This is a genomic window from Streptomyces sp. NPDC047974 (genome assembly GCF_040653375.1).
In the GTDB taxonomy this organism is placed as follows: Bacteria; Actinomycetota; Actinomycetes; order Streptomycetales; family Streptomycetaceae; genus Streptomyces.
In genome coordinates, this window is sequence record NZ_JBEZNU010000001.1 from 138,494 (window position 1) to 164,580 (window position 26,087).

Below are 26,087 nucleotides of genomic sequence, written 5' to 3' on the forward strand. Positions count from 1 at the left end.
GACACATCCCCGCGCCTGAGCGGTCGCCAAGTTGTCATACCGGTGAGTAGCCCCGGGGTGATCGCCTGGCCAAGACTGGCGTTCCCCATCAAGCACGGCCCCACCCCGGTCGCCCCTGTCCGCTTCCGTCCCCGCCCGTTCCACCGTCCCCGTCCCGGTCCCCGACCCGCCCCTGTCCCCGACCCCTTCCGTCGGGACCGGCCTCCCCCGGCCGGTCCGCCGGTACCCGTTCCGTCCCCTTCCGGCCTCCCCCGGCCGCACCGACTCCCTTCCCGTCGGTCCCCCGCCCCTCTCTCCCCGCCGCTTCCCCGCGCCCGCACGAGTTGGAGCACGCATGCCCCAGCACGTCCCACCCCCGCAGCTCACTCCCGCCCCGCCGCCCCCGCTTCCCCAAGCCCTGACGGGACGCGTCCAGAGCCGCGCCCGCCGGAGCGAACCACCGCGGCGTGTCGTCTTCCTCGCCCACCGTGGCGTCGGGAACCCCGCCGCGGGCGGCTCGGAACTCCTCATCGACCAGATCGCCACCGGGCTCACCGAGTTCGGCCACGACGTCACGCTGCTGTGCGGCGGGACGGCGGCACCACGCCCGTACCGCGTCGTGTCGGCCGGAGGCCCGTTCGGGCACTTCGTCACCGCGCGGTCCGCCTTCCGGCGGCACATCGGGTCGTGCGACCTGCTCGTCGAGGTGTGCAACGGCATGCCGTACCTCTCGCCGCTGTGGCACCGCGGCCCGACGGTGTGCCTCGTCAACCACGTCCACACGGACCTGTGGGGGATGCGGTTCCCCCGGCCCGTGGCCCGCACGGGCCGGCTGCTCGAACACTGGGCGCTCGCCCGGGCCCACCGGGGCAACCTGCTGATCGCGGTCTCCCCCTCCACGGAAGCGGCGCTGCACGCCATCGGGGTGCCCCCGGAGCGGATCCGCGTGGTGCACAACGGCGTTCACGATCCGGCGCCGCGCACGGCGCGGTCGCCTGAGCCGGTGTTCCTCGTCCTCGGGCGGCTGGTCGACTACAAGCGCGTCGACCTGCTGCTGCGCCTGTGGGAACGCGTCCGGCCGGTGACCGGCGGCCGGCTGGTCGTCGTCGGCGACGGCCCCGAACGCGAGCGGCTGCGGCGGCTCGCGGGCGACGGCGTCGAGTTCACCGGCCACGTGTCCGAGGAGGAGAAGCACCGTCTGCTGTGCGAGGCGTGGCTCCTGCTGCACCCCGCGGCCGTCGAGGGCTGGGGCCTCGTGGTCACCGAGGCGGGTGCCCGCGGCACGCCGACGCTCGGATTCGACGTGCCCGGTCTCCGGGACTCCGTACGGGACGGCGTCACGGGCGTCCTGGCCCGCGGGGAGTCGTCGTTCGCCGCCGCGTGGTGCGCCCTGGCACTGGACACCGGCCGGCGCGAGGCGATGGGCGAGGCCGCGGCCCGGCTCGCCGCGGAGTTCCGGTGGAGCCGTACCGTACGACGGTTCCGCGCCATCGCGTCGGAGGCCGTCGAGACGGCCGGGCCGCCTCCGGGCCGGGGCGTGCGCGCGGAAGGCACGCGCCGATGAGGGACCCGTCCTTCGGCCGTTCCCTGGCGCTGTTCCGGGCCTTCCTCCGCGAGCAGGACGACCCCCGGGCGGCGTACGAGCTCCTCGCGCGGGACGCGGCCGACCAGGTCGAGCGGCTGGTGCCGCTGAAGGACCGGGTCGTCGTGGACGTCGGCGGCGGGAGCGGTTACTTCACCCGGGAGTTCCGCCGCCGGGGCGCGCACGGCTACCTGTTCGAGCCCGACCCGGCCGAGCTCGCGCCGACCGGGTCCCGGGAGGCGCTCCGTTCCGCGGGGGCGGCCGGCTCCGACGGGACGCCGCGTCCCCAGGGGACGGCCGTCGTCGCGGACGGCTATCTCCTGCCGCTCGCCGACGGCGTCGCGGACGTCTGCTTCTCGTCCAACGTCCTGGAGCACGTGCGGGACCCCGGCACCTTCCTGAGCGAGCTGGTGCGGGTGACCCGGCCGGGCGGCCTGATCTACGTCTCGTTCACCAACTGGCTCTCTCCGTGGGGCGGTCACGAGTGGGCGCCCTGGCACTACCTGGGCGCCGAGCGGGCTCGGGCCCGCTACGAACGGCGTACCGGCCGGGCGGCCAAGCACCGGCTCGGCGAGAACCTGTTCGCGCTCGGCGTCGGCCCCACCCTGCGTCACGTGAGGGGGCGCGACGACGTCGAGATCCTCTCCGCGCGCTCGCGCTACTGGCCGGTGCTGCCCGGCGTCGTCACCCGGATCCCGGTGGTCCGCGAGTTCGCGACCTGGAACCTTCTCCTTCTCCTTCGGCGGTGTCCATGACCAGCCTCGTACCTGTCCGCCCACCGGTCCCGCCCGGTCCCGGTCCGGGGACCGGCCCCGGGACCGGGACCGCCGCGCCGAGCCCCGGGCGCGCGTCCCGGCGGTGGCTGTTCGGTTTCTGGGCCGCGGTGTTCGCGGCCTTCCTGGCGGTCTCGCCCGGCCGGATGACGTTCGACACGAAGCTGGGCGTCGTCACCGATCCGTGGAAGTTCCTCGCGGACCTGGGCCAGTTGTGGCACGACCGGGCCGGATTCGGGGGGATCGCCGACCAGTACGTCGGCTACGTGATCCCGATGCTGCCGTTCCACGCGGCGGCCGACCTCGTACGGCTGCCGGTCTGGCTGGCCGAGCGGCTCTGGCTGTCGGTCGTGGTCACGACCGCGTTCTGGGGCGCCCTGCGGCTGGCGGAACGGTTCCGCGTCGGGTCGTCGGCGTCGCGGGCGGCCGGCGCGGCCGTCTACGCGCTGTGGCCGACGTACACGATCGTCGTCGGCTCCACCTCGGCCGCCGCGCTGCCCGGCGCGCTGCTGCCGTGGGTGCTGCTGCCGCTGACGCACCCGGGCACGAGCCCGCGGCTCGCCGCGGCCCGCTCGGCGCTGCTGATCCCGCTGATGGGCGGGGTGAACGCCGCCTCCACCCTGGCCTCGCTGCTGCCCGTGGGCCTGTATCTGCTGTCCCGGCCGGCCGGTCCGCGCAAGCGGGCGCTGATCGCCTGGTGGACGCCGGGCGTGATCCTGGCGACGGCGTGGTGGATCGTGCCGCTGCTGCTCCTCGGGGCGTACGGCGAGAACTTCATGCCGTACGTGGAAACCTCCCGTACGACCACGGCGACCATGTCGGCGACCGAGGTGCTGCGCGGCGCGGGGAACTGGGTGGGCTACCTCCACTTCGGCGAGGCGTGGCTGCCCGCCGGCTGGACGGTCGCGACCTCGGCCGTCGTGGTGGCCGGTTCGGCGCTGGCCGCGGCCCTCGGTCTGGCCGGGATCGCCCGCCGGGACGTGCCGGAGCGGCGGTGGCTGGTGCTGACCGTGTCCGTCACCGCGCTGATCACGCTGGCCGGGTACGGGGGCGCCCTCGGCGGCCCCTTCCACACGACGGTGCGGGAGTGGCTGGACGGGCCGCTCGTGCCGTTCCGGAACATCTACAAGTTCCAGACCGGGGTGGCGCTCGCGCTGGCCCTCGGGCTGGCCCACCTGCTCGCCGTGGCGCTCCCCCGGGCCGTGCCGGTCCGGGTCCGGCGTCTGGCGCCCGCCGTGGCCGCCGTACTCGTCCTGCCGGGGCTGGCCTGGCCGTACCTCAACGGCACGATCCTCCAGCCCGGCGCGTTCCGGAAGCTTCCCTCGCACTGGGAGGCGACTGCGGACTGGCTGGCGGAGCACGCCCCCGAGGACCGTGCCCTCGTCGTGCCGGCGACCGCCCACGGCATCTACACCTGGGGTTCGCCGATCGACCAGCCCCTGGACGTGCTGGCCCGGTCCCCCTGGGCGCAGCGCGACTACGTGCCGTTCGGCACGCCCGGCAACCGGCGCGTCCTGGACGCCGTGGAGCAGGCGCTGGCGTCCGGCGGCGAGGTCCCCGGCCTCGCGGCGTACCTCGCGCGGGCGGGCCTGTACCACGTGGTCGTCCGCAACGACCTCGACCCGGACCAGGTCGGGCACGTGCCCACGGCGACGGTGAAGCGGAGCCTGGAGGCGTCCGGCTATCGCCGGGTGACCGGCTTCGGTCCGCTGCTGACCGACGGCCGCATCCCGGACGGCACGCCGTTGCAGGTCGAGGGGCTGTACCCGCGTCAGCGCGCGGTCGAGATCTACGCTCCGCCGGCCGGCACCCCGCGTCCGGGACCGGTGCGGATGTCGCCGGCGGCGGACACGGCGGTGGTCAGCGGCGGGCCCGAGTCGCTGCTGCCCCTGTCGGCGTCGGGCGCCGTGACCGGACGGCCGACGGTCCTGGCCGGTGACGCCCACCCGGGGGTGGACGCGCCGTCGCTGTACGCGGCCGGTGACGGGCTGCGCCGGGCGGACACCCGGTTCGGTCTCGTGAACGCCGGAACGTCCCACACGTACACCGCCGAAGAGCGCAACGCGCCCGAAGCGGTGCAGGACCCGGGTGCGGAGCCGCGCCAGATCCTGCCGACGTCCGACCCCGCCCGCCAGACCACCGCGGTCCTGCGCGGAGCTCGGTCCGTGACCGCGTCCTCGGTCGGCAACTGGCTGTTCCACCTGCCCCAGTACGATCCGGTCAACGCCTTCGACGGAAACCCCGACACCGCCTGGGCCGAAGGCTCCCCCGGGGCGCCCCGGGGCGAATGGCTGCGGATCGCCTTCGACACCCCGGCCACCCTCCCCGCGACGCTGGACCTCACCCCGCTGCCGAGCGGCGAGGTGCGTGCCGCGCCCACCCTGGTGAAGGTCGAGACCGACCGCGGCAGCGCGGTCAGCCCGCTGCGGCCCGACGGCAGCACCCAGCGGGTCGCCGCGCCCCAGGGCGAGGCGACCTGGCTGAAGCTGACGATCCTCGACTCCCAGCAGGGCCGTCCGGGGCTCACCGGCGCCGGGTTCGCCGAGGTCGCGGTGCCGGGCGTGCAGGTGACCCGGATGCTGCGGCTGCCGGCCGACGCCCCGCCCGGGATCGCCGGGCCGGTGGCGTACACGCTGAACCGCGGCAGCGACCCCGGCGGCCTGTCCGCCGTGCCCGCCGAGGTGGGGCTGCACCGGCAGTTCACCGCCGCCCGCTCCGGCGACTACACCCTGCGGGCCACCGCCCTGCCCGTACCGGGCAAGGAACTCGACGACCTGCTGTTCGCCCTCACCGGGCGGCGGGAGCAGATCGTCGTGAGCGCGGACTCGACCGCGCGGCTCGGCACGAACCTGAGCCCGCGCAACCTCACCGACGGCGACCTGACCACGGCGTGGGTGGCCGGCGACCGGCCCGTGCTCCGGCTTTCCTGGCCGGAGAAGACGGCGGTCGGCGAGATCGTGCTCGCCTCGTCCGGCGGCCTCGCGACCCGCCCCGAGCAGCTGCGGATCAGCTCGCCGGACGGCGCCGCCATCGCGTCCGTGGACGACAACGGGGTGGCGCGGTTCGCCGCCATCACCACCGACCGGATGGACATCACCATCTCCAGGGCCGCGCCGCTGACCCTGCACAATCCGGTCGCCGACCGGCAGCTGCAGCTGCCGGTGGGGCTGAGCGAGCTGCACATCCCGGCCCTTGAGAAGTACCGGGCGCCGCAGCCCGACCCCGCGCGGCGCTTCACCCTGCCCTGCGGGAAGGGCCCGGTCGTCTCGGTCGACGGCCGGTTCCTGGAGACCCGGGCCGAGGGCCGGATCCGGGACCTCACCGAGCGGCGTCCCATCGCCGTCTCCCTCTGCACCGACGGCGGCAGGGTCTCGCTCGCCCGCAGCACCCACACCGTCGAGGCCGGGGACACCGGCCCCCTCGCGGTCACCCGGGTCGACCTGACGAGCGGTGCGCCTCGGGCCGCCGCGCCCGCACCGCGCGCGGTGGAGGCCGTCTCCGGCGGCGGCGACCGGCGCACCGTGCGGGTCGGCGCGGGCGAGGCCTCGTACCTCCAGCTCCACGAGAACCACAACGCGGGCTGGACGGCCGTGCTCGACGGACGGGAGCTCGAACCCCTGCGCGTCGACGGCTGGCAGCAGGCGTGGCTGGTCCCGGCCGGCGCGGGCGGGACCGTGACACTCGTCTACGAGCCGTCCCGCCTGTACTCCGCCGGGCTGACCGTCGCCACGGTGTCGCTGCTGGTCCTCGCCGGGCTCGCGCTGTTCCGCGCCCGGCGCCGGGCGGTCGGGGGCGAAGGCCCCGGGAGCGGGCGCGGGAGGGGAACCGAGGACGCTCTCGGCGCCGGGACCGAGCCGCCCGCACCCGGGCTGCTGCTCGGCACCGTGGTCCTGACCCTCGTCGGCGTGGTGATCGCGGGACCGGTGGCGGCGCTCGTCCCCGTGCTCGCGGTGATCGCCTGGCTCCGTCCGGCCCTGCTCGCACCGCTCGCCTTCGCGGCGATGACGGGCGCGGGGGTGGCCGCCCTGACCGGTGGCGCGGCCGTCATGGACGAGGGCGCGTACGGGGCGACGGCCCAACTCCTCGCCCTGACGGCCCTGTTCGCGGCGCTCGTGACGGTACGCCGAGGGTACGGCTCCGGGACCGGCGCCCATCGTGCCGGGTCGGCCGGTCCACGCGCCCTGTCGTACGGACCGGGGCCCCGGCCCGGAGAGGAGCAGGACTGATGGCCACCGACCAGCGGACGCGCGCCGCGGTACCGCCCGCACGGGAGCCGCTCCCCCGGGTGCCGTTCACCGTCGCGGACGAGATCGCCCGGCACTGCGCCGACGCCCGCGAGCCGAACACGGTGCACATCGAGCTCCACCTGCCGGGCCGCGTGGCGCGGGACCGGCTGTGCGCGGCGTTCGACCAGGCGCTGGCCCGGCACCCCCGGGTGCTGATGCGGGAGCGGCGGCGTGGGCCGTTCGCCCGGCGCTACGAATGGGAGCTGACCGACCGCGCCCGCCCGGACGTGGTGGTCTTCCCGCCGTGCGAGCCCGGCGCGCTCGCGCGGGCCCGGCACCGGGCCCTCGCCGAGCCCCCGTCGCTGGCGGACCCTCCACCGCTGCGTCTGGAGGTCGTCGAGGAACCGGACGCGAAGGGCTGCGTCCTGCTGCTCGCCCTGCACCACACGGCACTCGACGGGCCCGCCGGTCTGCGGATCGTCGCGACGGCCGCCGAGCTCTACGGCGGACGGACCGCCCCGCCGGCCGCCCCGCCGGACCGTCCCCCGGCCGGAGCGGCGCCCCGGCCCGGGGGCCGGGGGGCTCCGGTCGCCCGCGTCGCGGCCGGAAGCCCCGGGCCGACTCCCGGCAACGCGCTGCTGGTCACCGAACTGCCGGTGCCACGCCGCCCGTCCGGCGCCGCGCACACCGTGAACGACCAGCTGATGGTCGCCACGGCACTGACCGTCGCCGACTGGAACCGCCGCCAGGGGGCGCCCGAACGGCCCCTGCGCATCACGATGCCCGTCGACGACCGCGACCGGGGGCCCGAGATGCCGATCGGCAACGGCACCCGGCTCGTCGAGGTCGCCTACGACCCCGCCGAGGTCCGGCCGGGCAGCGACATCGGCGCCCTGCTCCGGGCCACGGCCGGTCGCACCCGCGCGCTCAAGGCCCTGGACCGGCCGCCCCTGGGGCGTACCGCCGAACTGCTCACGTCCCCGGTCGTTCCGGCCGCCGCCCGCGCGGTCCTGGCCCGGGGCGCACGCCGGCTCGGGGCACCGTGGATCTCCACCACGCTGCTCAGCAACCTCGGCCGGATCCCCTACCCGATGGACTTCGGCGACGCGGGCCGGGCCTCCGCCGTGTGGGTGTCGGCGCCGGCCGCCATGCCGCGCGGCCTGACCTTCACGACCGCCTCGACCGGCGGCCGGCTGCACCTGGCGGTGCGGTGGTCCCGGACCCTGCTGGGTGACGGGGACGGCCGCCGGATCACCGAGACCTTCGCCGACCGGCTGGCGGCGACCGATGCGGAGGCACTGTGAACCCGGACCGGGGCGAAACCGCGACGACCGGCGGTGCGGGGGCGGCGACGGCCCCGGTGGACACCGCCCCGGCGGACGGCGGGGCGGGGCAGGACACGGGGGCGCACGCGGACGCTCCCGGCTCCGGCCCCCCGGCCGGGCTGCGCGACTTCTACGAGAACCCGGCCGTGCCCGTCGCGTCCGGAGACGCCCGGAGCCTGCGCCAGGCGCGGCTGCTGGCCCGGGCGCTCGACCGGCCCGGGGCGCTGGTGCTCGACGTCGGCTGCGGCGACGGCACCGCGGCGGCGACGGCGGGCCCGGTCCTCGCCGGGCACCGGATCGTCGGCGTCGACTGGTCCCAGGACGCGCTGCGCCGCGCCCGGCCCCGGATGAGCGCCGTCGTCCGGGGCGAACTGGACGACGGCAGACTGCCGTTCGCAGACGGCTGCGCGGACGCGGTGCTGTTCAGCGAGGTCGTCGAGCACCTGGTCGACCCGGACAGCGCGCTCGACGAGCTGCGGCGCGTGCTGCGCCCGGGCGGCCATCTGATGCTCTCCACCCCCAACCTCGCCGCCTGGTACAACCGGGCGTTCCTGCTGGCCGGCCGGCAGCCGGTGTTCTCGGAGGTGAGTCTGCGCGGCATCCACGGGCGGCCCGGCACCGAAGTGGTCGGTCACCTGCGGCTGTTCACGGCGCGGGCGCTCCGCTCGTTCCTGCGGTCGGCCGGGTTCGAGGACGTCCGGATCTCCGGTGCGCCGTTCCACGGCGTCCCGCGCGGGCTGCGCCTGGTCGACCGGGCGGCGTGCGCGGTGCCGTCCGCGGCGTCCATCCTGCTGGCGCACGCCCGGCGGAGGTGACGCCGTGTGGTGGGGGGTGGCGGCGGCGCTGACGGCCAACGTGCTCTACAGCGTCGGCTTCGTCCTGGAGAAGCGGGCGCTCGGGGCGCTGCCGGCCCTCTCGGCGGGCCGGCCGCTGCGCGCCGTCGCCGCGCTGCTCACCAGCCCGCTGTGGACGGCGGGCGCGCTGGCGCTGGCCGCCGGGTTCGCCGCCCAGCTGTTCGTGTACCGGGCGCTGCCGATCGCCGCGGCCCAGGGCATCTTCGTCTCCGGCCTCGTCCTGCTGCTCCTGCTGTCGTCCTCGGTGCTGGGCGAGCGCCCGTCGGGCCGGGAGCGCCAGGCGGTCGGCGTGGTGCTGGTGGCCCTGCTGATGGTCGTGGCCTCGGTACGCGAGGACGACGAGGTCGCGAGCGGGGACGCGCCCTGGGCCGTGGCGCTCCTGGTGTCCGTCCCGACGCTCGCGGCCGGCGTGGCCCTGTACGGCCAGGTGGAGCGCCGGGCGCGCCGGCGCCACCGCGTCCCGACCAACGGCATCGGGTACGGCGTCGCCGTCGGCCTCCTGTACGGCGTCAGTTCGCTCGCCATCAAGGGCGTCTCGGGGCGGCTCAGCGCCGGGGGCGTGCCCGAGGCGGCGAAGGCGCTGCTCGGTTCGCCGTACCCGTACCTGCTCCTGTTCACCGCGGGCGCCGGGCTCGTCATGTCCCAGACGGCGCTCCAGCGTTGCCGTGCCACCTTGATCGTGCCCGTGTGCACCACGGTGACGTGCCTGTTCACCGCCGTGGTGGGGACGCTGGCCTTCGGCGAACGGCTGCCGGACGACCCGCTCCTGCTGTGCCTGCGCACCGCGGGCACGGCCCTGGCCCTGGCCGTCCTGCTCCTGCTGCCCCGCCACGACCCGTCGCCCGCCCGGGCGCCGGCTCCCCCGCCGCCCGACCGGCGCCGCCGAGGGCGGCGCCGTCACTCACCGAACAGCGAGGAACCCCATGTCTCCCCTCTCTCCCACGACGCCGACTCCTCCTCCTACTCCTCCCACTCCGTCCACTCCGTCCGACCCTCCCCCGGCGCTCGACGCCATGCTGCTCCGCATCCTGGCCTGCCCGCTCGACAAGGGACCGCTCACGCTGACGGCCGACCGGGACGCGCTCTATAACCCCCGGCTGCGGCTCCGCTACCCGATCGTGGACGGCATCCCCCAGCTCCTGCCGTCGTCCGGGCAGCGGGCTTCCTGACCGGCGCCCACCGCCGCGGGCCGCGACGGTGGGCGCCGGCCGATCGGCCGTCAGCCCGTCAGGGACGTCCACAGGGTCAGGGGGCGGTCCTCGACCGTGATCTGGTCCTCGTGGCCGCGGCCGTCGCGGATCACGATGATCCGGTACTTGTCCTGGTGGAAGACCCAGAAGAGGCTCAGGCCGTTGATCCGCTGCATGTCGGGGACGGCCAGGAACTCGTCGACCCGGGCGATCCCGGTCAGCGAGCGCCACAGGTCGAGCCCGCGATCACCACGCTCGACGGCGTCCTGGTGTCCCCGGCCGTCGGCGACCGAGACGAGGCGGTAGACCTGGGCGCCCATCAGGGTGTGGAACACCCAGTAGTAGCTCTTGCCGCCGGTCCGCTGCATGTCGGGGACCGGCAGGAAGGCGTCGACCTGCTCGACCCCGTTGAGCGAGACCCACGCGGAGAGGGAGCGGTCCCCGCGGTCGATCCGGGCGGCCTGCTCGGGCGGGAGCCCGCTCTCGGCCCTGTCGGCGATCGAGATCAGCCGGTAGACCTGCCGGCCCTCGACCGTGTGGAAGAGCCAGAAGCGGCTGCGGCCGTCGACCCGCTGCTCGTCCGGAACGGGCAGGATCGCGTCGACCTTCGTCACCCCGGCGTAGCAGGGCCAGGTGGTCAGGGGCCGGTCCGGGCGTTCCCGGACGTCCGTGTGGTCGTCGCCGTCGGCGATGGAGAGGGTCCGGCAGACGGGGGTGCCGTCGCCGCCCGTCCCGTACGCCCAGTACCAGCTCTTGCCGCCGGTCCGCTGGAGGTCGGGGACGGGCAGGAAGGCGTCGGTCGTGCGGACGACGGCGGGCGGCTTGTCGGTGAGCCGGCCGTCGCCCAGGAGTCGTAGCAGGCGAAGGGACGGCACGAAGGCGTACACGGACCCTTCGGTGACAACGAATTGACTGAGCGTCAACTTCGTGGTCCTGCCCGGCGTCTCGAAACTGAGCGTGCCGGCGGCGCCGACCATTCCGTCGGGACCCGGCTTCTCGGTCCGGTTCGGCGGGAAGTTCGGACTGTCGATCCATGCCTTCTGGATGAACTCGAACTGCTGGACGAGGTCCGACTGGTAGCAGACGAAGAGCAGGCCGCGCTTCTCGTCGGGCCCGCCGGGCCCCTCCGAAGCGGGGTCGAAGGGCGCGCCGTAGGGGGCGCCACGGCGGATGATCCGGCGGCGGTCCATGACCGGGTTCTCGTCGAACGGCCGGTCCCCCGGCCGCTCCTGGAGACCGTCGCGGGGGTTGGTCTTGCGCAGGTGCGAGAAGAGCGGGGTGCGGAAGCCCTCGGGGTCGTCGCGGTAGCCGAAGTCGTTGTCCTCGCCGGCCAGCGCGTTGGAGGGGCGGTCGGCGTTGGGGCAGGTGGCGACGGGGGTGCCGGAGCGCCACCGGCCGACGAGGCGGGCGGCCAGCCATTCGGTGGTGGCCTCGGGCGGTACCACCTTCGCGTTCTTGAGCACCTTCAACTGCCCGGCCACCTGCGACCAGAAGCCCGGGACGTCCTGGCCGAGCCGGCGCACCACCTGGAAGGTGCCGTTGTCGGTCCACTCCGGCGTCTGGCGCGGCTCGCTGTCGACCCGGTCGAGACCGACGACGAATTCGCCGGGCGGGATCAGCCGGGTGCCGTGGTGGCCCTTGACGTACTCGGGCTTGACCGGGTCCGGTTCGTCGAAGCCGATCACGCCGGGTTCGCTGACGCCGTCCTTGAAGCCGAAGTGCTCCTTGCCCCTGCGGGTGCCGGGCAGCGTCGAGGCGTCCTGCTGGAAGACGATCACGATCTTCGCCCCCGCGCAGGCCTCGCGCTGCTGCCGGACCGCCGTCTGCAGGTCCTGGAGCGTGTCGGAGGCGACGGTGAGGACGGCGTGGACGGACTCGCCCTTGCCGTTGCCGAACAGCCACATCTCGGGCGAGCTGTCGCCCGTGTCGCCCAGGGCCCGCTTGTCCGAACCCTGCTTGAAGGCCTCCAGGCCGCTGCCGGCCGCGACGGACGGCAACGGGTCCTTCCCGGTCAGCTCGCGCAGCCCCTCGTAGGTGAAGCTCACGTTCATCCACGTGGCCCGCAGCGTCTTCGGATCGTCGCCCGCCGACGCCTTGCGGGCCATGCTGAACGCGGCGTTGAAGGTCGCCACCTGCCGCGTCGTGGAGATCTGCGGTTCCAGCGCCTTGACCCAGGCGCGCGCCCTCGCCGGATCCTCGAATTTGAGGAAGAGCAGGGTCATCTGGTCCTTCTTGAATCCGGCGAGCACATCGCCCTGGATGTCGTCGCTCTCACGCAGCCTGAGATCGTCCGCCATGGTCCCTCCAGAAGATCGACACCTCCACGCCGTCGTTGCGCAGAGTGATCTTCAACGTATGCGAGCTCTGAAGGCCGACGGGCCGCCGAACGCACCCTTCACTCGTTCACCGCCGACAAACGGGCTGGTCAGGGGGCGCACGGGGCGCATCACGGCGCTTTCGGCGCTCGGATCACCCACCTGCGTCGGCCAGGGCGACAGCCCGCCGACGCGCCGGAACACTGAGTCGCGTCACTGTCCGTGAACACACGGCAGTCCTGTCACCGGCGTTCCCCGACGTGTCCCCGTCGCCGGAACCGCCGCGCCGTCCCCACCCGACAAGGAGCCCCATGCCCCCCGGAACCCCACCGCCGTCCGCCCGCCGCGGACCGGCCGCGGCGATCTCCCTCTGCGTGGCCACCGCGATGGCCGCCTCCATGGCCGTGATGTCGGCCGGACCCGTCGTGGCCCACACCGGTCACGGAGACGCGGACCACGGCGAGGCCTTCCCGTACGCCCCCGCCTCCCGGGCGGCGAAGGCCCCCGTGGCCGTCGACCCGGCCGAGGCCGCGACGCTCGGCGAGGAGCACGCCCAGGAACACGCCCGCACCCGCAAGGCGATGGCCGACGTCGGCGAGTACCCGCAGACGACCCGGACGGCGCGGCTCGGCGCACTGACCGCCTCGCAGGAGAAGGCCAACGCCTCCTTCGACGCCTCGGAGTTCGGCCGCTTCCGCGAGTACTTCCAGTCCCCGGACTTCGCGGCCCACATCGCGCTGCTGCCCACCGGCAAGGTCCTGCTGTTCTCCTTCGAGCGGATCGAGGTCAACCCGCAGAAGGAACCGGCCCCCACCGACACGATCGGCAAGCCGAACGCCGGCCGCGCCTGGATCTGGGACCCCGCCAGGGGGACCGGCGCCGACGCGTTCACCGAGAAGAAGCCGCCGGTCGTCAACATGCCCGACGGCAAGAACGAGCCCCGCCCCGCCCCGTTCTTCTGCGCCGGTCACTCCTACCTGCCCAACGGCATGCTCGGGGTCTTCGGCGGCAACCTCGGCGGCAACGGCGGGTCCGGCGCCAAGCTGTCGCTGGTGTTCGACCCCTGGGCGGAGGAGTGGTACCTGAACAAGGACATGTCCGTCGGCCGGTGGTACCCCAGCGTCGTCACCGGCGCGGACGGGCGTCAGGTCATCATGTCCGGGCAGTCGGAGCTCGGCTGGGGCACCCCCACCCCGGTGGTCGAGCGCTTCCCCGCCGCGAACCAGTCCGTGCCCTTCGACAAGGCGGTCAAGCCGATCGGCTGGCCGGTGGACAAGCTCAAGACCGAGGCCCCGTTCAAGTGGGACTACCCCCACCTGTTCTCCCTGCGGGACGGCAAGATCTACGGCCTCGGCCGCTCCGTGGACCAGCAGTGGGTCTTCGACACCGCCGCCGACACCAGGTCCGACCTGCCGAACCGTCCGGACGTCAACAAGAACATGCCCGGCCCCGACGGCGGGGAATGGCGGCGCAACTACGGCTCCGCGGTCCCCCTCCCGGCCGGCTTCCGGGGCCCCGACTCGGTCCTGGTCCTGGGCGGCGACCGCAACGACCCGAACACGTACCGCCTGGCCGGCGGCAAGTGGAACACCGAGAAGCCCCGCGCCTTCGGCCGCACCCAGGACGACACCCTGCTCCTGCCCGACGGCAACCTGCTCACCGTCAACGGCGCCTTCGACATCCGCGACTACGGCAACGGCCCGTACAACCCCAACGCCGACCTCAAGTACCGCCAGGTCGAACTGCGCGACGAGAACGGCGACTGGAAGCTCGGCCCCGTCCAGCGGCTCCCGCGCGGCTACCACTCCAACGCCGTGGTCCTCCCGGACGGCCGCGTCATGATCACCGGCGACGAGCTCCAGCAGCTCGCCAACGACCCCGACATCACCGACAACAACAACGGAAGCATCGAGATCTACGAGCCGGCCTACCTCCACCAGGGCAGCCGCCCCCAGCTCGGTCTCGTCTTCAACCCCACCGTCGGCTACAACGAGAAGATCACGGTGAGCACCAGCACGCCGGGCGACGTCACCCGCGCCGTGCTGCTCGCCCCGACCACCGCGACGCACTCGGTCAACACCAGCCAGCGCCACCTCGAACTGCGCATCAAGAGCCGCGGCGGCAACTTCCTGGAGCTCCAGGCCCCGCCGAACGCGGCCGCGGCCCCGCCCGGCCACTACATGCTCTTCCTCCTGAACGAGGAGGGCGCCCCGAGCAAGGCCGGCTGGGTCCAGCTCAAGCCGCCGACGACGGCCACCGCCAAGGCCGCGGCTTCCGCCGCCGCCAAGACCAAGGCATCCGGGGACTGACCCCCACCCCCGCGATTCCAGGCCCCCAGCCTCGTCCCGGTGCTGGGGGCCCCGCGCGTGTCGCCGCAGGCTTCGGTGCGCCGGACCGATCGGCGTACGTTCAGCCGGTCAGCCCGTCAGCCGGCGCACCAGGGCCACCGCGTCGTCCGTACGGCCCGCTCCGCACGTGCGCAGGATCTCGGCGAGTCCGGGGTGGCGGGCCGCGACGAGGTCGGCGGCGTCCAGGAGGTCGACCGCCCCCGAGGCCGAGGTGAGGAGTTCGCGCAGCCTCCGGACGAACCGCAGGTCGGCGTCGGGGCCGGGCCCGGTGGTCGCCTCGGCGGGCGGGGCCGCGGGCACGACGGCGGCACCCAGGGAGTCCTGTCCGGGCGTACGGCTGGACCGCACCTCCGCGAGCCGCCCCGCCACGGCGTCGGGGGGCACGGAGCCGGCCCGGACCTCGTGGGCGAGGTGAAGCGCGGCGGAGAGCCGGGCCGCGGCGTCCGGGTTGGCGATGCGGGCGCGCTGGCCGCGCATCACGAGGCTGAGCATGGCGGGCGAGATCCCGAGGACGTCGGCGAGACCGGACTGGGTCACTCCGAACAGGGCGCACAGGTCCCGGCAGAGCTCCCCGAGAGGGGCGCCGTACCACTGACGCTGGAGTTCCAGATTGCGTGCTGTCGTGGTCTGGTCCATCCCGACACGCTAGGAGCAACGATTGACACTTGTCAAAGAGAGTTTTCATATGTCAATCTCTCGGGCGAAGGACACATCCAACTGATTGGTCGTCACCATGCCCTGGAAGCGCACCTCTTCGGCCCTCACCGCCGCTCTCGTCCTGGGTCTCGGGCTCACCGCCTGCGGAGGCGGCGGTTCCGACACCAAGGACGACGCCGCCCCCTCGACCAAGCCCCCGGCCACCTCCGCGCCCGAGGACCCGACCGCCTCGGATCCCTCGGCCTCGGCGTCGGACGCCCCCGCCGGAGGCACGTCGCTCCCGCAGGACCTGCCGCAGGGGCTGCCGCTGCCGAACGGCCGGCTCACCTCGGTCACCGGAGGGAAGGGCGCGTACGTCCTGACCTACACCACCTACGACCAGGCCTCGGCCGTGGACTCGTACCGCAAGGCCCTGGAGGGCCAGGGTTACACCGTCATGGAGGTCGCCGGCACGGTGACCGCCACCAAGGGCACGGACGCCGTCTCGGTCGTCGCCACCGGCACGACGCTGGTGGTCACCGTCTCTTCGTCAGCTTGACCTGGTCCTGAAGGACCGGGCTTGGAGGTAGGGCGCGGCCGGCTGCCGCGTGGCCTCCTCCGTCCAGACACCCCTTATGGGGTGGCAGGGACGCGTGACTCACGCCCCGCGGCCCACAAGGTCTCGCCCTTGCGGCCGATATTGCGGGACGCGTTGTCGTCCGCGTGCATGAGGGCCCCGCATGCCCGGCACGCGAACGTCGCTTGATCGACACGGTTGCGTCGGTCGATGTGGCCACACTCGGAGCACTGCCGACTGGTGTACGCCGGATCGACGTACACCAGCGGCACCCCGGCCCGCTTGGCCTTGTACTCGATGCACCGGCCGAGCTGGTGGAAGCTCCACGAGTGCAGGCTGTTCCGCTGGTCCTTGCGGAGCCGTACCCGGCTTCGGATGCCCGTGAGGTCTTCCAGGGCGATACCGGAGCCGGTGCGTTCAGCGGCGGTGACGATGGTCTTGGAGATGACGTGGTTGACGTCGGCGATATGCCGGGCTTCCTTGCGTGAGCGCTTCTTGAGCAGACGCTTCGCCGACTTGGTCCCCTTGGCCTGCAACTTCTTCCGCAGATCGAGCTGCCTTTTCCGGTGCCGGTTCAGGCCGCGCCCGGCGGCCCGGTAACCGGTGGACGTGGTGGCGATGTTGACGATGCCGAGGTCGACGCCGATGAACCCAGAAGGCTCGTACACCTCTGGCTCGGGGATGTCACAGACGGCGATCAAGTAGAACACGCCGTCGCGTTCGATCAGGTCGGACTCGCCCTTGCGGTGCTCGCGCAGCGTCTTGAGCGCGTCCGGCGAGCACGCGAAGCGGACGTTCCTGAGGCGTCCGGCGACGGACCAGACGGACACGGTCTGCTGGTCGTACTGCCAGGACAGACACCGGTCGTCGTACGGCTGAGCCGCTTCGGGCCGGAACGTGATCGGCTTCGACTCCGCCTTGGTCCGGCGCTTCGACCCCGGCTTGCCAAGGTTCCCGGCCTTGATGTTCGCCTTCAACGCGGTATAGGCGTCACGGGTCTTCTTGATGACGTGCTGTGCGGCCTGCGCCCCCAGCCCCCACGCCTTCAACTCGGTGTAGGTGTGCTTGCGCAGTTCGTACTCACGTGGAACGCCTCGCTCGAACGCCACCGCCGACACCCAGTTCGCGGCTTCATTGGCCGTGCGCAAGGTGGAGCGCAGCGCCGCGGCCTGGCCGGCCTCCGGCATCAGCTTCACCCGCGTCACGATCTTCACAACCGTGATCGTAGCGTTGACCCACGTCACCACGCTGGCGGCCAAACCCCAAGATCATGCTGAACACCCGTCTCCCGCGCCGGAGTACGCTGCGGCGCATGGAGGCAGGGGGGATGCTCGCCGATCGGTACCGGCTCGTCGCGCCGATCGCGCGCGGGGCGCAGGGGGCGGTCTGGCGGGCGGTCGACACGCGGGCAGCCGGGGGTTCGGGAACCGGGGAAGTGGCCGTCAAGGTGTCGGGGGACGCCGGGGTCGAGTCGCTGCTCAGGCTGGTCTGCGAACAATCTGTCCGGATGGGGCACCCGCATGCGCTCAGCCCGCTCGACTGGTTCGTCCGCGCGGACGAGGCGTGGCTGGTGCTCCCGCTCGTCCGGGGCGGAACCGTGGCGAGCCTGCTCGCCGACTACGGCGAACTCCCTCCTCCAGTAGGCCTGTTGATCGCGGAGCAGCTCCTCGACGCGTTGACGGCCGTACACGCCTCCGGTCTCGTGCACCGCGACGTGAAGCCGTCGAACGTCCTGCTCGCCGCGACGGACGTGGGCCGCCCGCACGCCTATCTGGGCGACTTCGGCGTCGCCCGCGTCCTCCCGCACGTCCACCTCACCTCCCCCGGCTTCGTGACGGGCACGGCCGACTACCTCGCACCGGAAGTCCTGGCGGGCGGGGCGAGTTCACCCGCGCAGGACGTGTACGCGGCGGGCCTGGTGCTCCGCGAGCTCGGCGCCCCGCCCGCGCTCGTCACCGCGATGACCGCCGCCCGACCGGAGGCCCGCCCTACGGCGGCCGCAGCCCGCGACGCCCTCGCGCGGGCGAGGCGCGAGCTGGGCCCGGAACGCTGGCCGGTGACGTGGGCGGGCGAAGCCTTCACCATCCCCGACCAGTTTCCGGACGAGGCACCGGACCCCGCCCTCGGTGTCCCCGTCCTGCACACCACCGCACCGGGCGCCACGACGTCGAGCGCGGCCCGGCGCCGCCCGCGCGCCCGGCGGGCGGTCGTGGCGGCGGTCGGAGCCGGGGCACTCGCCGTAGCCGCCGCCCTGGCGTTCGCCCTGACGGCAGGGCCCGACGGCGGCTCCGAGAACTCCACTCCCCCACCGACCCCGATCCCCGGCGACGCCGCCCGGGGCCTCCCGGACCCCGACGGCCCGACGCCGTTCACCCCGTGCGGGGCGGACGAGGCCCTCGCCGTCGGATTCAGCCCGGAAGGCTACGCCCTTCTGTGCACCCACCTCCCCGGGACCCGCACGTACGAGTGGCGGCCCGCCCCCTGACGGTTCATCACCCGGACGCCGACCGGTCCGCCGGTCGCATGCTGTGCAGCCCAAGTCCTGTGCATCACGGCAGAGTTGGGGGGTGGCGCAGCCCGCCCCCGATTGGGCAGGATCTCGGGTCATGGGGGTGCGACGAGTGTTCCGGCGTCGCCTGCTGTGGTCGGTGGCAGGTGCCGTCGCGGTGTGGCTGCTGGTGTTGGGGTTCTGGGGCGGCTGGGACGTCGCGGATCCCGTGGCCAGCGTCGTGGGTGCGCTGGCCGGTATGGCGGGGCTGGTGTACGCCCTGGTCGCCCCGCTGGACGGAGAACAGCTGGCAGAGCTGCTGGCGCGCGAAGTCGTACGACGGGAGCAGGGCGAGTACGCGCGATGGCTGGACGGGCGTACCGGCGGGCGCATCGACCTCGCGTACACCGTGCTGGTCCACGGCCAGGTCGAGGGGGCACCGGCGCAGGGGCGGCTGAGCGAACTGACCGTGCTGTACGGCCGGCTCTCGCCCCCACGGATGGTCATCACCGGTGCCGAGGTGACGGACGACGCCGGGACCGGGAAGTCCCTGGCGGCCCTGTCGATGGTGCTCGACCTCGCGCGGGACCGACAGCCCGGGCAGGCCGTCGCCCTGCGTCTGGCGGCCACCTCGTGGACCGGACAGGACCTGGAGGAGTGGCTGGTCCGGCATGTGGTGGACGTGTTCGGGGTGGGCCGTGGCACGGCGCGACGGCTGGTGGAGGCACGCCTCGTGCTGCCCGTCGTCGACGGCGTCGACGAGCTGGACCCGCCGGGCACGGCCCCGTACTCCAGTCGGGCCGCGGCGCTCGTGCGCCTGCTCAACGACTGGCAGCACGGCACGCAGCCGGCCGCCGTGGTCGTGACCTGCCGCCGGGGTGTCCACGACGGCCTCGTCGGCGCGGAGGCGCACCTGCGGGCCGCGGCGGTGGTGCGGCTGGCGCCGGTCGACGCGGAGCAGGGCCGCGGCTTCCTTCGTACGACCGTGGCGGACACCGAGGCGGGGCTGAGCCGCTGGCAGCCGGTGCTCGACGCGCTGGCGGGCTCCTCGGGGGGAGCGCGGACTCCGCAGGCGCCGGCGGAGGCGGCCGCCCGCTTGCGGGACGTCCTGGCCACCCCCTGGCGTCTGTCGCTCGCCACGGCGGTCTACCAGGAGCGGGCCCCGGACGGCCGCTATCGCCGCGACCCGGCCGAGCTCCTCCCGCTCGCCGCGTCCGGCACGCTCCGCCACCACCTCCTCGACCTCTACGTCCCCGCGGCGCTGACCGCGCGCGGGGACGGGGCCGTCGATCCCCACGGCCCGGCGCGGAGCCGGCTGGCCGTGCTGGCGTCCTACCTGGACGACAACCGCGGTGGCCGGCAGGCGGAAGGGCGCACGCTCTCCGCGACGGACCTCGTGCTGCCCGAGCTGTGGCCGATGGTCGGGGCGCGACGCACCAAGCGCGCCATCCGTGGGGCCTGCCTGGCCTGGGCCGCCGCGGTCGAAGTCGTGGTGGTGATCCGGGCAGCCGTCACCTCATGGGACCAACTGGGCCTGTCCTTCCTCCCGTTGTTCGCTGTCCTGTTCGCCTTCGTGCCGGACCTGTGGGAGGGCGAGGACCGCATGCTCCTGCGGCCGCGCCGCTTCGCGCTGGGGTGCGCGTTGGGTTCCGTCCCCGTCGTACTCATCGGACTGCTCGTACCCACGATGGGTTCGACCGCCGACTGGGTGGTGCCCGCGGCGGCCTTCGGGCTGATGACCGGCGGCGCCCTGGGCATCGCGGTGGTGCCCGACGAGCGCCGCGACGGACCACGCGCGCTGATCCGGTCCGACGTGGTCACCTGGCTGCTGTTCCTCGGCGACCTCATGGCGGTCTTCGGCCTGCTGGGATACGGCGCCGCCGGTGGGCGCGGCGTCCTGTTGGCCCTGCCACCCCTCGCCGTCTTCGGCCCGCTCGTCTTCCACACCCTGTCGTTCCGCTACCTGGTCTTCCTCGTGATGGCGCGCGACGTACTGCCGTGGCGCCTCGGCCGCTTCCTGCACGCCTGCCACCAGGCCGGAATCCTCCGCACGGCCGGGGCCGCCTACCAGTTCCGCCACCATGAGCTCCAGGACCACCTGGCGGGTCGACGCCCTCGCTGACCCCCGTCAGTCATGGGCTTCGCCGGTCAGGATGTCGGCCGGCTCCCGCGGGCGGCTGAGCGCGACGCAGTGGCCCGCGGCGATCTCCCGAGGGGCCGGTCCGAGCCGCTTCCGCACCACGCCACGCAGGAATTCGGGAGGGAAGAGGCGGTCCTGGGTACACAGCACGAAGGTGGTCGGCACGGCCGGCCAGGCGTCGAGCGGCCACGGCTGGGCCGACGCGGCCGTCGACGGATGCGGACGCTCCCTCCTCAACGCCTCCTCGGCGAGCGCACGGGGTACGTCGTGGTAGTAGGCGACGTACGGATCGCTGCTTCCGGTCAGGCCCCCGTCCCGGGCCGCCTGGCGGCGCACGGCGTCGGCGTAGCCGGTGTCGCTCCACCAGTCGTCCGGCGACTCCCCCGGCCTGGGCACCATCCCCGCGACGAGCACGAGCGCGTCGACCGGGCGGCGCGCGGCGACCAGGGGCGCGGTGAAGGCGCCGAACGACTGCCCCACGACCACGAGACGGCCACGGCGGTCACCCACCGCCTCGACGACGGCGTCGGCGTAGTCGTCGAGCGTCAGCGCGTCGTCCCCGCCCGGAAGGTCCACCGCCACCACCCCGTGACCGCGTGCCCTGAGCTCCGCCTCGACGAGGTGCCAGTACCACCCGACATCACCCGCACCATGGATCAGCGCGAACGTACTCATCACGCGGTCCTCGTCCCTCTACTCTCCGGCGCGGGCTACGAGCAGCGGCTGGAAGAAGCCCGTCTCCTGCGGCGTCCGCCACCTGATGTCCGTGAACAAGGCCTCGGTCGCGAGGCCGGACAGCCGGTCGCGGCCGAGTGCCCAGTAGGTGCTCCGGCGGACCCGGACGCGGAACTCCCCCTCTTCCGGGAGGAGCTGGAAGTGTTCCAGGTCGTAGCGTTCGCCGTCGTCGTGCCAGTGCCAGAGCTGGAAGGTGACGGTTCGTTCCTGGGTGCCGGCGTGGTCGGTCGTCAGGTGGACCTGGGGAGGCGTCGACGTCGGCCGGTCGCGGAGCAGTCGTCGTAGGGGCGTGTGCTGATCAGGAGGCGGCCGCCCGGGCGGAGTACACGGCGCATCTCGGCCAGGGCCGCTGTCACCTCCTGTTCCGTCAGCAGGTGAGGCAGGGAGTTGTCGGCGCAGACGACCGCGTCGAACCGAGCGTCCGTGAAGGGGAGTCGACGCATATCGGCGGCGGCGGTGCGCAGCTCCACGCCGCGCCGCGCTCCCTCGCGGGCAGCTCGGGCGGCGGCCCGGGCGCTGAGGTCGGTTCCGGTGACACGGTGTCCGCGCAGCGCCAGGCCGATCGCCTGGGTGCCGATGCCGCAGGAGCAGTCGAGCACGGCCGCACGATCGTGGCCGATCAGGGCGTCCAGCGCCCGCCCCTGCCGGCGCATGCTCGCGTCCCAGTCCGAGTAGATCAGGTGGTAGTCGTCGGCCAGCTCGTCGTAGAACCGCGCCACCGGGGTGTCTCGCATCGCGCGAGGCTACCGTGCCGCACGGGCACGAGGCCGAGAACCCGCGCCGGTCCCGCCCCCGGCAGCCGGACCGAGACCGGTCAGGCCCCTGGGCGGGAGCCGGCGTCGAGGTGGGCCGCGATGCGCGTGATGGTCCGGGCGTTGTCCTCGTACAGATGCGCCTGCATGCCCGTCGCCCGCGCCGCCTCGACGTGGACCGCGGCGTCGTCGATGAACAGGCAGTCCTCCGCCCGCGCGCCCATGGCGCCGCACGCGGCGTCGAAGGCACGGGGGTCGGGCTTCTCGATGCCGATCTCGTGTGAGTAGACGAGCTGCTCCGCCCACTCGTCGAAGTGGTACAGCGCCGCCTCCCGCTCCCGGGCGCCGACGAAGCTGTTGCTCAGGATGCCCAGCCTGCACCGTCCGCGCAGCCCTCGGAGGTAGGCGATGAGCTCCTCGTTCGGTGTCCCCAGGTACTCCGCCCAGAGGTCGGCCATGAAGGCGTCGACCTGCGGGGCGTCGAGCCCCAGACGGAGCGCCACCTGCTCGTGCACGTCCTGCTCGCCGACACTCCCGACGCTGCCCGCCCGCCATATGTCGTGCATCCGCGCGTGCACCGTACCGAGCGGCAACTCCAGCCGCTCCTCCCAGCGTTGCACCCATCCCGTGTCCGGCGTGAACTCCAGCACGCCGCCGATGTCGAGAATGACGCAGGTCCCGGTCATGTGGATCTCCTCTTCGCCAAGAGCGGATTTCGAACGGACGAACGGCGATGATCCGGAGACAGGCGGCCGCCGCACCCACTACCGTACCCGCGAGTAGGAATCAGGCGACGGTGTCGCGCGGTACGGAGGGAGCGGGCCATGGACCGGCAGTGGAGCCTGGAGGAGAGCGTGGTGGTCGACGCGCCCCCCGCGGTCGTCTACGGGCTGGTGTCCGACCTCCGGAACATGGGGCGCTGGAGCCCGGAGTGCCGGTCCGTGTGGGTGCTGCGGCCTCCGGCGCGCACCGGTTCCCGGTTCGTCGGGTTCAACCGGCGCGGGCCGTTCCTCTGGCCGACCGTCGGGCGCGTGACCCGGGCCCGCACGGACAGCGAGTTCGTCTTCGACATCAGCGCCTTCGGGCTGCCGATCGCGCGCTGGGGCTACCGGTTCGAGCCGGAGGGCTCGGGCACGCGGGTCACCGAGTTCTGGCAGGACCTGCGGACCGAGGGGTTCGGCGCCCGCGTCGCCGAACTCCTCGGAACGGTCTTCGCCGGTTCCAACCCGGCCCGCCGCGTGGCACTCAACCGGGCCGGCATGCGCACCACCCTCGCCCGCATCGCGCAGACGGCCGCCGCCGGAGCCTGAGAGCCGGTACCCGCCTGCCTGGTCGTCACCGACGGTCCGGCCGGCGGCCGGCAGCCCCCGCAGGGCTCAGGAGCCGGCCGTCGGCAGGCTCAGGAACAGGTCGAAGTACGTTCCGACGGACAGCAACAGGCCGATCCCGCCGAGTACCGCGCCCGCGACGGCGATCGCGCGGACCCAGACGGGACGCCGGGGCAGGGTGAGCACGAGGACGGCGACGATCACGGCGAGGAGCGCGAAGACTCCGTTGACCAGCGCGGTGCTGTGCCAGGCGTCGCCGTAGATCTCGCTGATCTGCTGCGCGGGGGTGCCGGTGCCGGAGGTCTTGATCTGCCCGATGAGCGTCTCGCGCTCGGCGACGACCTTGGCGGTCCAGGTGCCGGTGAGGGCGACGACGGAGAGCGCGGCGGAGACGACGGCAGCGGCGGCGGCACCGACGCCGGCGCCGGTGGCCTCTTCCTCGTACCGCGCGTCCTCGTCCTCGTCATCGCCGTCGTGCTCGTCCTCGCGCGTCTCGTCGAGCAGATCCGCACCGTCGTCGTCGGCAGCGTGCCCGGTGGTCTCGCTGTCCGGGCCCGCCGCCGTCTCCTCGGTCGTCGCCGTCTTCTCGGTCGTCGCGGTCTTCTCGGTCGTCGCCGTCTTGTCGATCGTCTCGGTCGACTCGGTCGTCTTCGTGTCCATGCGGCGCACGCTAGGCGCCCCACATGAGAACTGCCTTAAACGATCGGTCCCCTGCGCAGTCGACTAGAAGTAGAACGCTTCGCCGCCCATGAGCAGGACGACGACGCCGACGCCGAGGTTGGTCAGGGCCGTCGCCAGGGCGTACCCCACGGGTGCGGGGGCGCGGGTCCCGGGCGGCGCGGCGAGGGTGCCGGCCGTCCTGGTCTGCCACCACGCGTAGGCCGCGAGCAGGAGGACGGCGGTCGGGAGCAGGACGACCTGACCCGTGAAGTGCGGTACGGCCCCGCTGACGCCGGTGACTCCGGCGGCGCCCAGCAGCACGCCCAGGCCGTCGAAGCGGAGGCCGATGCGCCCCGGACGGTCGCGCACCAGGGCCGCCGCCGCGATCGCGGCGGTCACCGCGAAGGGGATTCCGGCGAACAGGCACGCACGCCAGTCCAGGGCCATCGGGAGCCACCAGGCAGCCAGCAGACCGAGTGCCGGGCCGCCGGCGCCCGCGACGGCGACGTAGATCCCGAAGGCCTTCCGGCGCTCCTGCAGGTCGGTGAAGGACGTGGACACCAGGGGCAGTGCGGACGACGAGACCAGCGCGGCGAAGGCGCCCTGCAGGGCCCGGGCCGTGATCCAGACGCCGGACGACGGCGCGAGGCCGCCGAGCGCGGCGGCCGCCGCGAAGCCCGCCAGGCCGATCACCAGCATCCGCTTGCGCCCCACGAGGTCCGCGATCCTGGCGCCGCACAGCAGCACCGCGACGAAGGCAAGCGCGTAGGCGAGGGGCATCACGTCCAGGTAGACGGTGGACGACACCTTCCAGCCGTCACCGGGAAGCCCGAAGTCTCTGTCGACGCCCGCGTACATCATCGCCCTGTTGGAGAACACCGCGTCGAAGAGCACGACCGACTGGGCCAGCGCGAGCACGACCAGGGCCCACCAGCGCCGCGGCAGCGGGGCCTCCGGTTCCGGGAGGCGGGCCGGGGACGCCGGCGCGGCGCCCCAGGCTCCGGGTGACGGAGGCAGGGGGGCGCCGAAGCCGGGGGCGGCACCGGAGTGCGCGGAGTGCGCCGGGGCGGTCGGGACGTACGCCGGCTGAGCGGGCGGTGAGGGCACCGGCGTTCTGGCGGGTGGGACGCGGGGGGCCTGCGGCGCGGCCGCAGGGGCGTCGGCGGGTGGGGCGGGAGCTGCGGCGGGGGCGTAGTCCAGCAGATGAGCGGCGCGGCGGCCGAGCTGGGCGAGTACCGCCCCCGGCAGCCATTCCCCCTCCTGGCCGGTCGCCGTGCGCGCGGCCACCTCGTGCGGGGTGGGCCGCTTGGCCGGATCCTTGTCGAGGCAGGCGCGTACGAGAGCGACGAGCGCGTCCGGCACGCCGGTCAGGTCCGCCTCCTCCTCGGCGATCCGGAAGAGGTGGGCGTTGAGGCCGGTGTCCGTGGCGCCGAAGAGGAGCCGCCCGGTGGCCGCGTAGACGAGGAGCGCACCCAGGCAGAACACGTCGGAGGCGGGGGTGAGTTCGAGCCCGCGCACCTGCTCGGGCGACATGAAGCCGGGCGAGCCGATCAGCATGCCGGTGCGGGTGTGCAGGCTGTCGCCGGCCAGGCTGTCCCTCGCCCGGGCGATCCCGAAGTCGATGACGCGGGGGCCGTCGACGGTGACCAGGACGTTGGACGGTTTGAGATCACGGTGGATCAGGCCCGCCTCGTGCACGGCCTGGAGGGCGAGGGCGAGGCGGTTGGCGAGGATGCGGACCGAGTGCTCGGGCAGCGGCCCGAAGTCCTGGGCCACGACGGTGGTGAGGTCGGGCCCGGGGATGTACTGCGTGGCCACCCACGGCACGGCGGCGTCGGTGTCGGCGTCCAGGACGTCGGCGGTCCAGGCGCCCCCCACCCTGCGGGCCGCCGCCACCTCGCGGGAGAACCGTCTGCGGAACTCCGCGTGCTGGGCGTGTTCGGCCTGGACGACCTTGACGGCGACGGTACGCCCCAGGTCGGAGCGGCCCAGGTAGACGAGACCCATCCCGCCCGCGCCCAGGCGGGCGATCAGGCGGTACGGGCCGATGTGCGCGGGGTCCTCCCCCGTCAGCTGTTCCACGGCAGAGGTCAGCCCTTTCGGTGCCGGTCGTCCGGTCCGCGGGGTGCGGCGGGCGGGGCGGGGTCGATCGGTCGCGCCGAGCGGAGTGCGTCACGTC

The 26,087-nt window shown here is 73.8% G+C and carries 18 protein-coding genes and 2 pseudogenes; 12 read left to right on the plus strand and 8 right to left on the minus strand.

What is annotated here, in order from left to right; all coding sequences use genetic code 11:
- Nucleotides 1–334: 334 nt before the first annotated feature.
- The 7 genes and pseudogenes from AB0E19_RS00640 to AB0E19_RS00670 all read left to right on the plus strand — a co-directional run bounded on the left by AB0E19_RS00640 (nt 335) and on the right by AB0E19_RS00670 (nt 9,908).
- A complete protein-coding gene (locus AB0E19_RS00640) occupies nt 335–1,543 on the plus strand; it encodes a glycosyltransferase family 4 protein (RefSeq protein WP_362170902.1) in 1,209 nt (402 codons plus the stop codon).
- Entirely contained in the window at nt 1,540–2,316 is a 777-nt protein-coding gene (locus AB0E19_RS00645; protein WP_362170905.1) for a class I SAM-dependent methyltransferase, read from the plus strand. Before AB0E19_RS00640 ends, AB0E19_RS00645 begins: the two co-directional genes overlap by 4 nt.
- A complete protein-coding gene (locus tag AB0E19_RS00650; RefSeq protein ID WP_362172263.1) occupies nt 2,313–6,560 on the plus strand; it encodes an alpha-(1->3)-arabinofuranosyltransferase family protein in 4,248 nt (1,415 codons plus the stop codon). The genes AB0E19_RS00645 and AB0E19_RS00650 overlap by 4 nt, the downstream gene beginning before the upstream one ends.
- Nucleotides 6,560–7,864 carry a condensation protein gene (locus AB0E19_RS00655; protein ID WP_362170908.1) on the plus strand — a complete coding sequence of 435 codons (1,305 nt, stop codon included), beginning with the start codon at nt 6,560–6,562 and terminating at the stop codon, nt 7,862–7,864. Before AB0E19_RS00650 ends, AB0E19_RS00655 begins: the two co-directional genes overlap by 1 nt.
- A gap of 140 nt (nt 7,865–8,004) precedes the next feature.
- Nucleotides 8,005–8,700, plus strand: coding sequence for a class I SAM-dependent methyltransferase (locus AB0E19_RS00660; protein WP_362172266.1), 696 nt, complete (start codon nt 8,005–8,007; stop codon nt 8,698–8,700).
- A 4-nt stretch (nt 8,701–8,704) separates the two neighbouring features.
- Nucleotides 8,705–9,592: pseudogene (locus AB0E19_RS00665) on the plus strand (hypothetical protein); the annotation flags it as partial.
- A 160-nt stretch (nt 9,593–9,752) separates the two neighbouring features.
- Entirely contained in the window at nt 9,753–9,908 is a 156-nt protein-coding gene (locus AB0E19_RS00670; protein WP_362170911.1) for a Trm112 family protein, read from the plus strand.
- A 50-nt stretch (nt 9,909–9,958) separates the two neighbouring features.
- On the opposite strand, the gene AB0E19_RS00675 is transcribed toward AB0E19_RS00670, so the two are convergent.
- The gene (locus tag AB0E19_RS00675) at nt 9,959–12,226 is read right to left on the minus strand and encodes a Dyp-type peroxidase (protein ID WP_362170914.1); all 2,268 of its coding nucleotides are present in this window, start codon (nt 12,224–12,226) and stop codon (nt 9,959–9,961) included.
- A gap of 329 nt (nt 12,227–12,555) precedes the next feature.
- On the opposite strand from AB0E19_RS00675, the gene AB0E19_RS00680 reads away from it, so the two are divergent.
- Entirely contained in the window at nt 12,556–14,553 is a 1,998-nt protein-coding gene (locus AB0E19_RS00680; RefSeq protein ID WP_362170917.1) for a galactose oxidase-like domain-containing protein, read from the plus strand.
- 108 nt (nt 14,554–14,661) lie between these two features.
- Here the strand turns inward: AB0E19_RS00680 and AB0E19_RS00685 are convergent, their stop codons facing one another.
- Nucleotides 14,662–15,228, minus strand: coding sequence for a DNA-binding protein (locus AB0E19_RS00685; protein ID WP_362170920.1), 567 nt, complete (start codon nt 15,226–15,228; stop codon nt 14,662–14,664).
- A 97-nt stretch (nt 15,229–15,325) separates the two neighbouring features.
- On the opposite strand from AB0E19_RS00685, the gene AB0E19_RS00690 reads away from it, so the two are divergent.
- Nucleotides 15,326–15,787: a hypothetical protein gene (locus AB0E19_RS00690; RefSeq protein ID WP_362170923.1), complete on the plus strand. Its 462-nt coding sequence runs from the start codon at nt 15,326–15,328 to the stop codon at nt 15,785–15,787.
- A 74-nt stretch (nt 15,788–15,861) separates the two neighbouring features.
- On the opposite strand, the gene AB0E19_RS00695 is transcribed toward AB0E19_RS00690, so the two are convergent.
- Nucleotides 15,862–17,019: a transposase gene (locus tag AB0E19_RS00695; RefSeq protein ID WP_362170926.1), complete on the minus strand. Its 1,158-nt coding sequence runs from the start codon at nt 17,017–17,019 to the stop codon at nt 15,862–15,864.
- Nucleotides 17,020–17,117: 98 nt separating this feature from the next.
- Between AB0E19_RS00695 and AB0E19_RS00700 the strand changes: the two genes are divergently transcribed.
- Together AB0E19_RS00700 and AB0E19_RS00705 are read left to right on the plus strand one after the other, a co-directional pair.
- A complete protein-coding gene (locus AB0E19_RS00700; protein WP_362170929.1) occupies nt 17,118–18,290 on the plus strand; it encodes a serine/threonine-protein kinase in 1,173 nt (390 codons plus the stop codon).
- Between the two features lie 121 nt (nt 18,291–18,411).
- Nucleotides 18,412–20,415, plus strand: coding sequence for a hypothetical protein (locus tag AB0E19_RS00705; protein WP_362170932.1), 2,004 nt, complete (start codon nt 18,412–18,414; stop codon nt 20,413–20,415).
- Nucleotides 20,416–20,421: 6 nt separating this feature from the next.
- On the opposite strand, the gene AB0E19_RS00710 is transcribed toward AB0E19_RS00705, so the two are convergent.
- From AB0E19_RS00710 to AB0E19_RS00720, 3 genes and pseudogenes are all read right to left on the minus strand, one after another.
- Entirely contained in the window at nt 20,422–21,108 is a 687-nt protein-coding gene (locus AB0E19_RS00710) for an alpha/beta fold hydrolase (protein ID WP_362170935.1), read from the minus strand.
- Nucleotides 21,109–21,126: 18 nt separating this feature from the next.
- Nucleotides 21,127–21,902 (minus strand): annotated as a pseudogene (locus AB0E19_RS00715) (class I SAM-dependent methyltransferase).
- An 80-nt stretch (nt 21,903–21,982) separates the two neighbouring features.
- Entirely contained in the window at nt 21,983–22,606 is a 624-nt protein-coding gene (locus tag AB0E19_RS00720; protein ID WP_362170938.1) for an HAD-IA family hydrolase, read from the minus strand.
- Between the two features lie 138 nt (nt 22,607–22,744).
- Here AB0E19_RS00720 and AB0E19_RS00725 point away from each other — a divergent pair, with 138 nt between their 5' ends.
- Nucleotides 22,745–23,230: an SRPBCC family protein gene (locus tag AB0E19_RS00725; protein ID WP_362170941.1), complete on the plus strand. Its 486-nt coding sequence runs from the start codon at nt 22,745–22,747 to the stop codon at nt 23,228–23,230.
- A 66-nt stretch (nt 23,231–23,296) separates the two neighbouring features.
- Here AB0E19_RS00725 and AB0E19_RS00730 read toward each other — a convergent pair whose 3' ends face one another.
- Complete coding sequence (locus AB0E19_RS00730; RefSeq protein WP_362170944.1) at nt 23,297–23,917, minus strand: hypothetical protein; 621 nt, start codon at nt 23,915–23,917, stop codon at nt 23,297–23,299.
- A 54-nt stretch (nt 23,918–23,971) separates the two neighbouring features.
- Nucleotides 23,972–25,990: an MFS transporter gene (locus tag AB0E19_RS00735; RefSeq protein WP_362170947.1), complete on the minus strand. Its 2,019-nt coding sequence runs from the start codon at nt 25,988–25,990 to the stop codon at nt 23,972–23,974.
- Between the last annotated feature and the right edge of the window lie 97 nt (nt 25,991–26,087).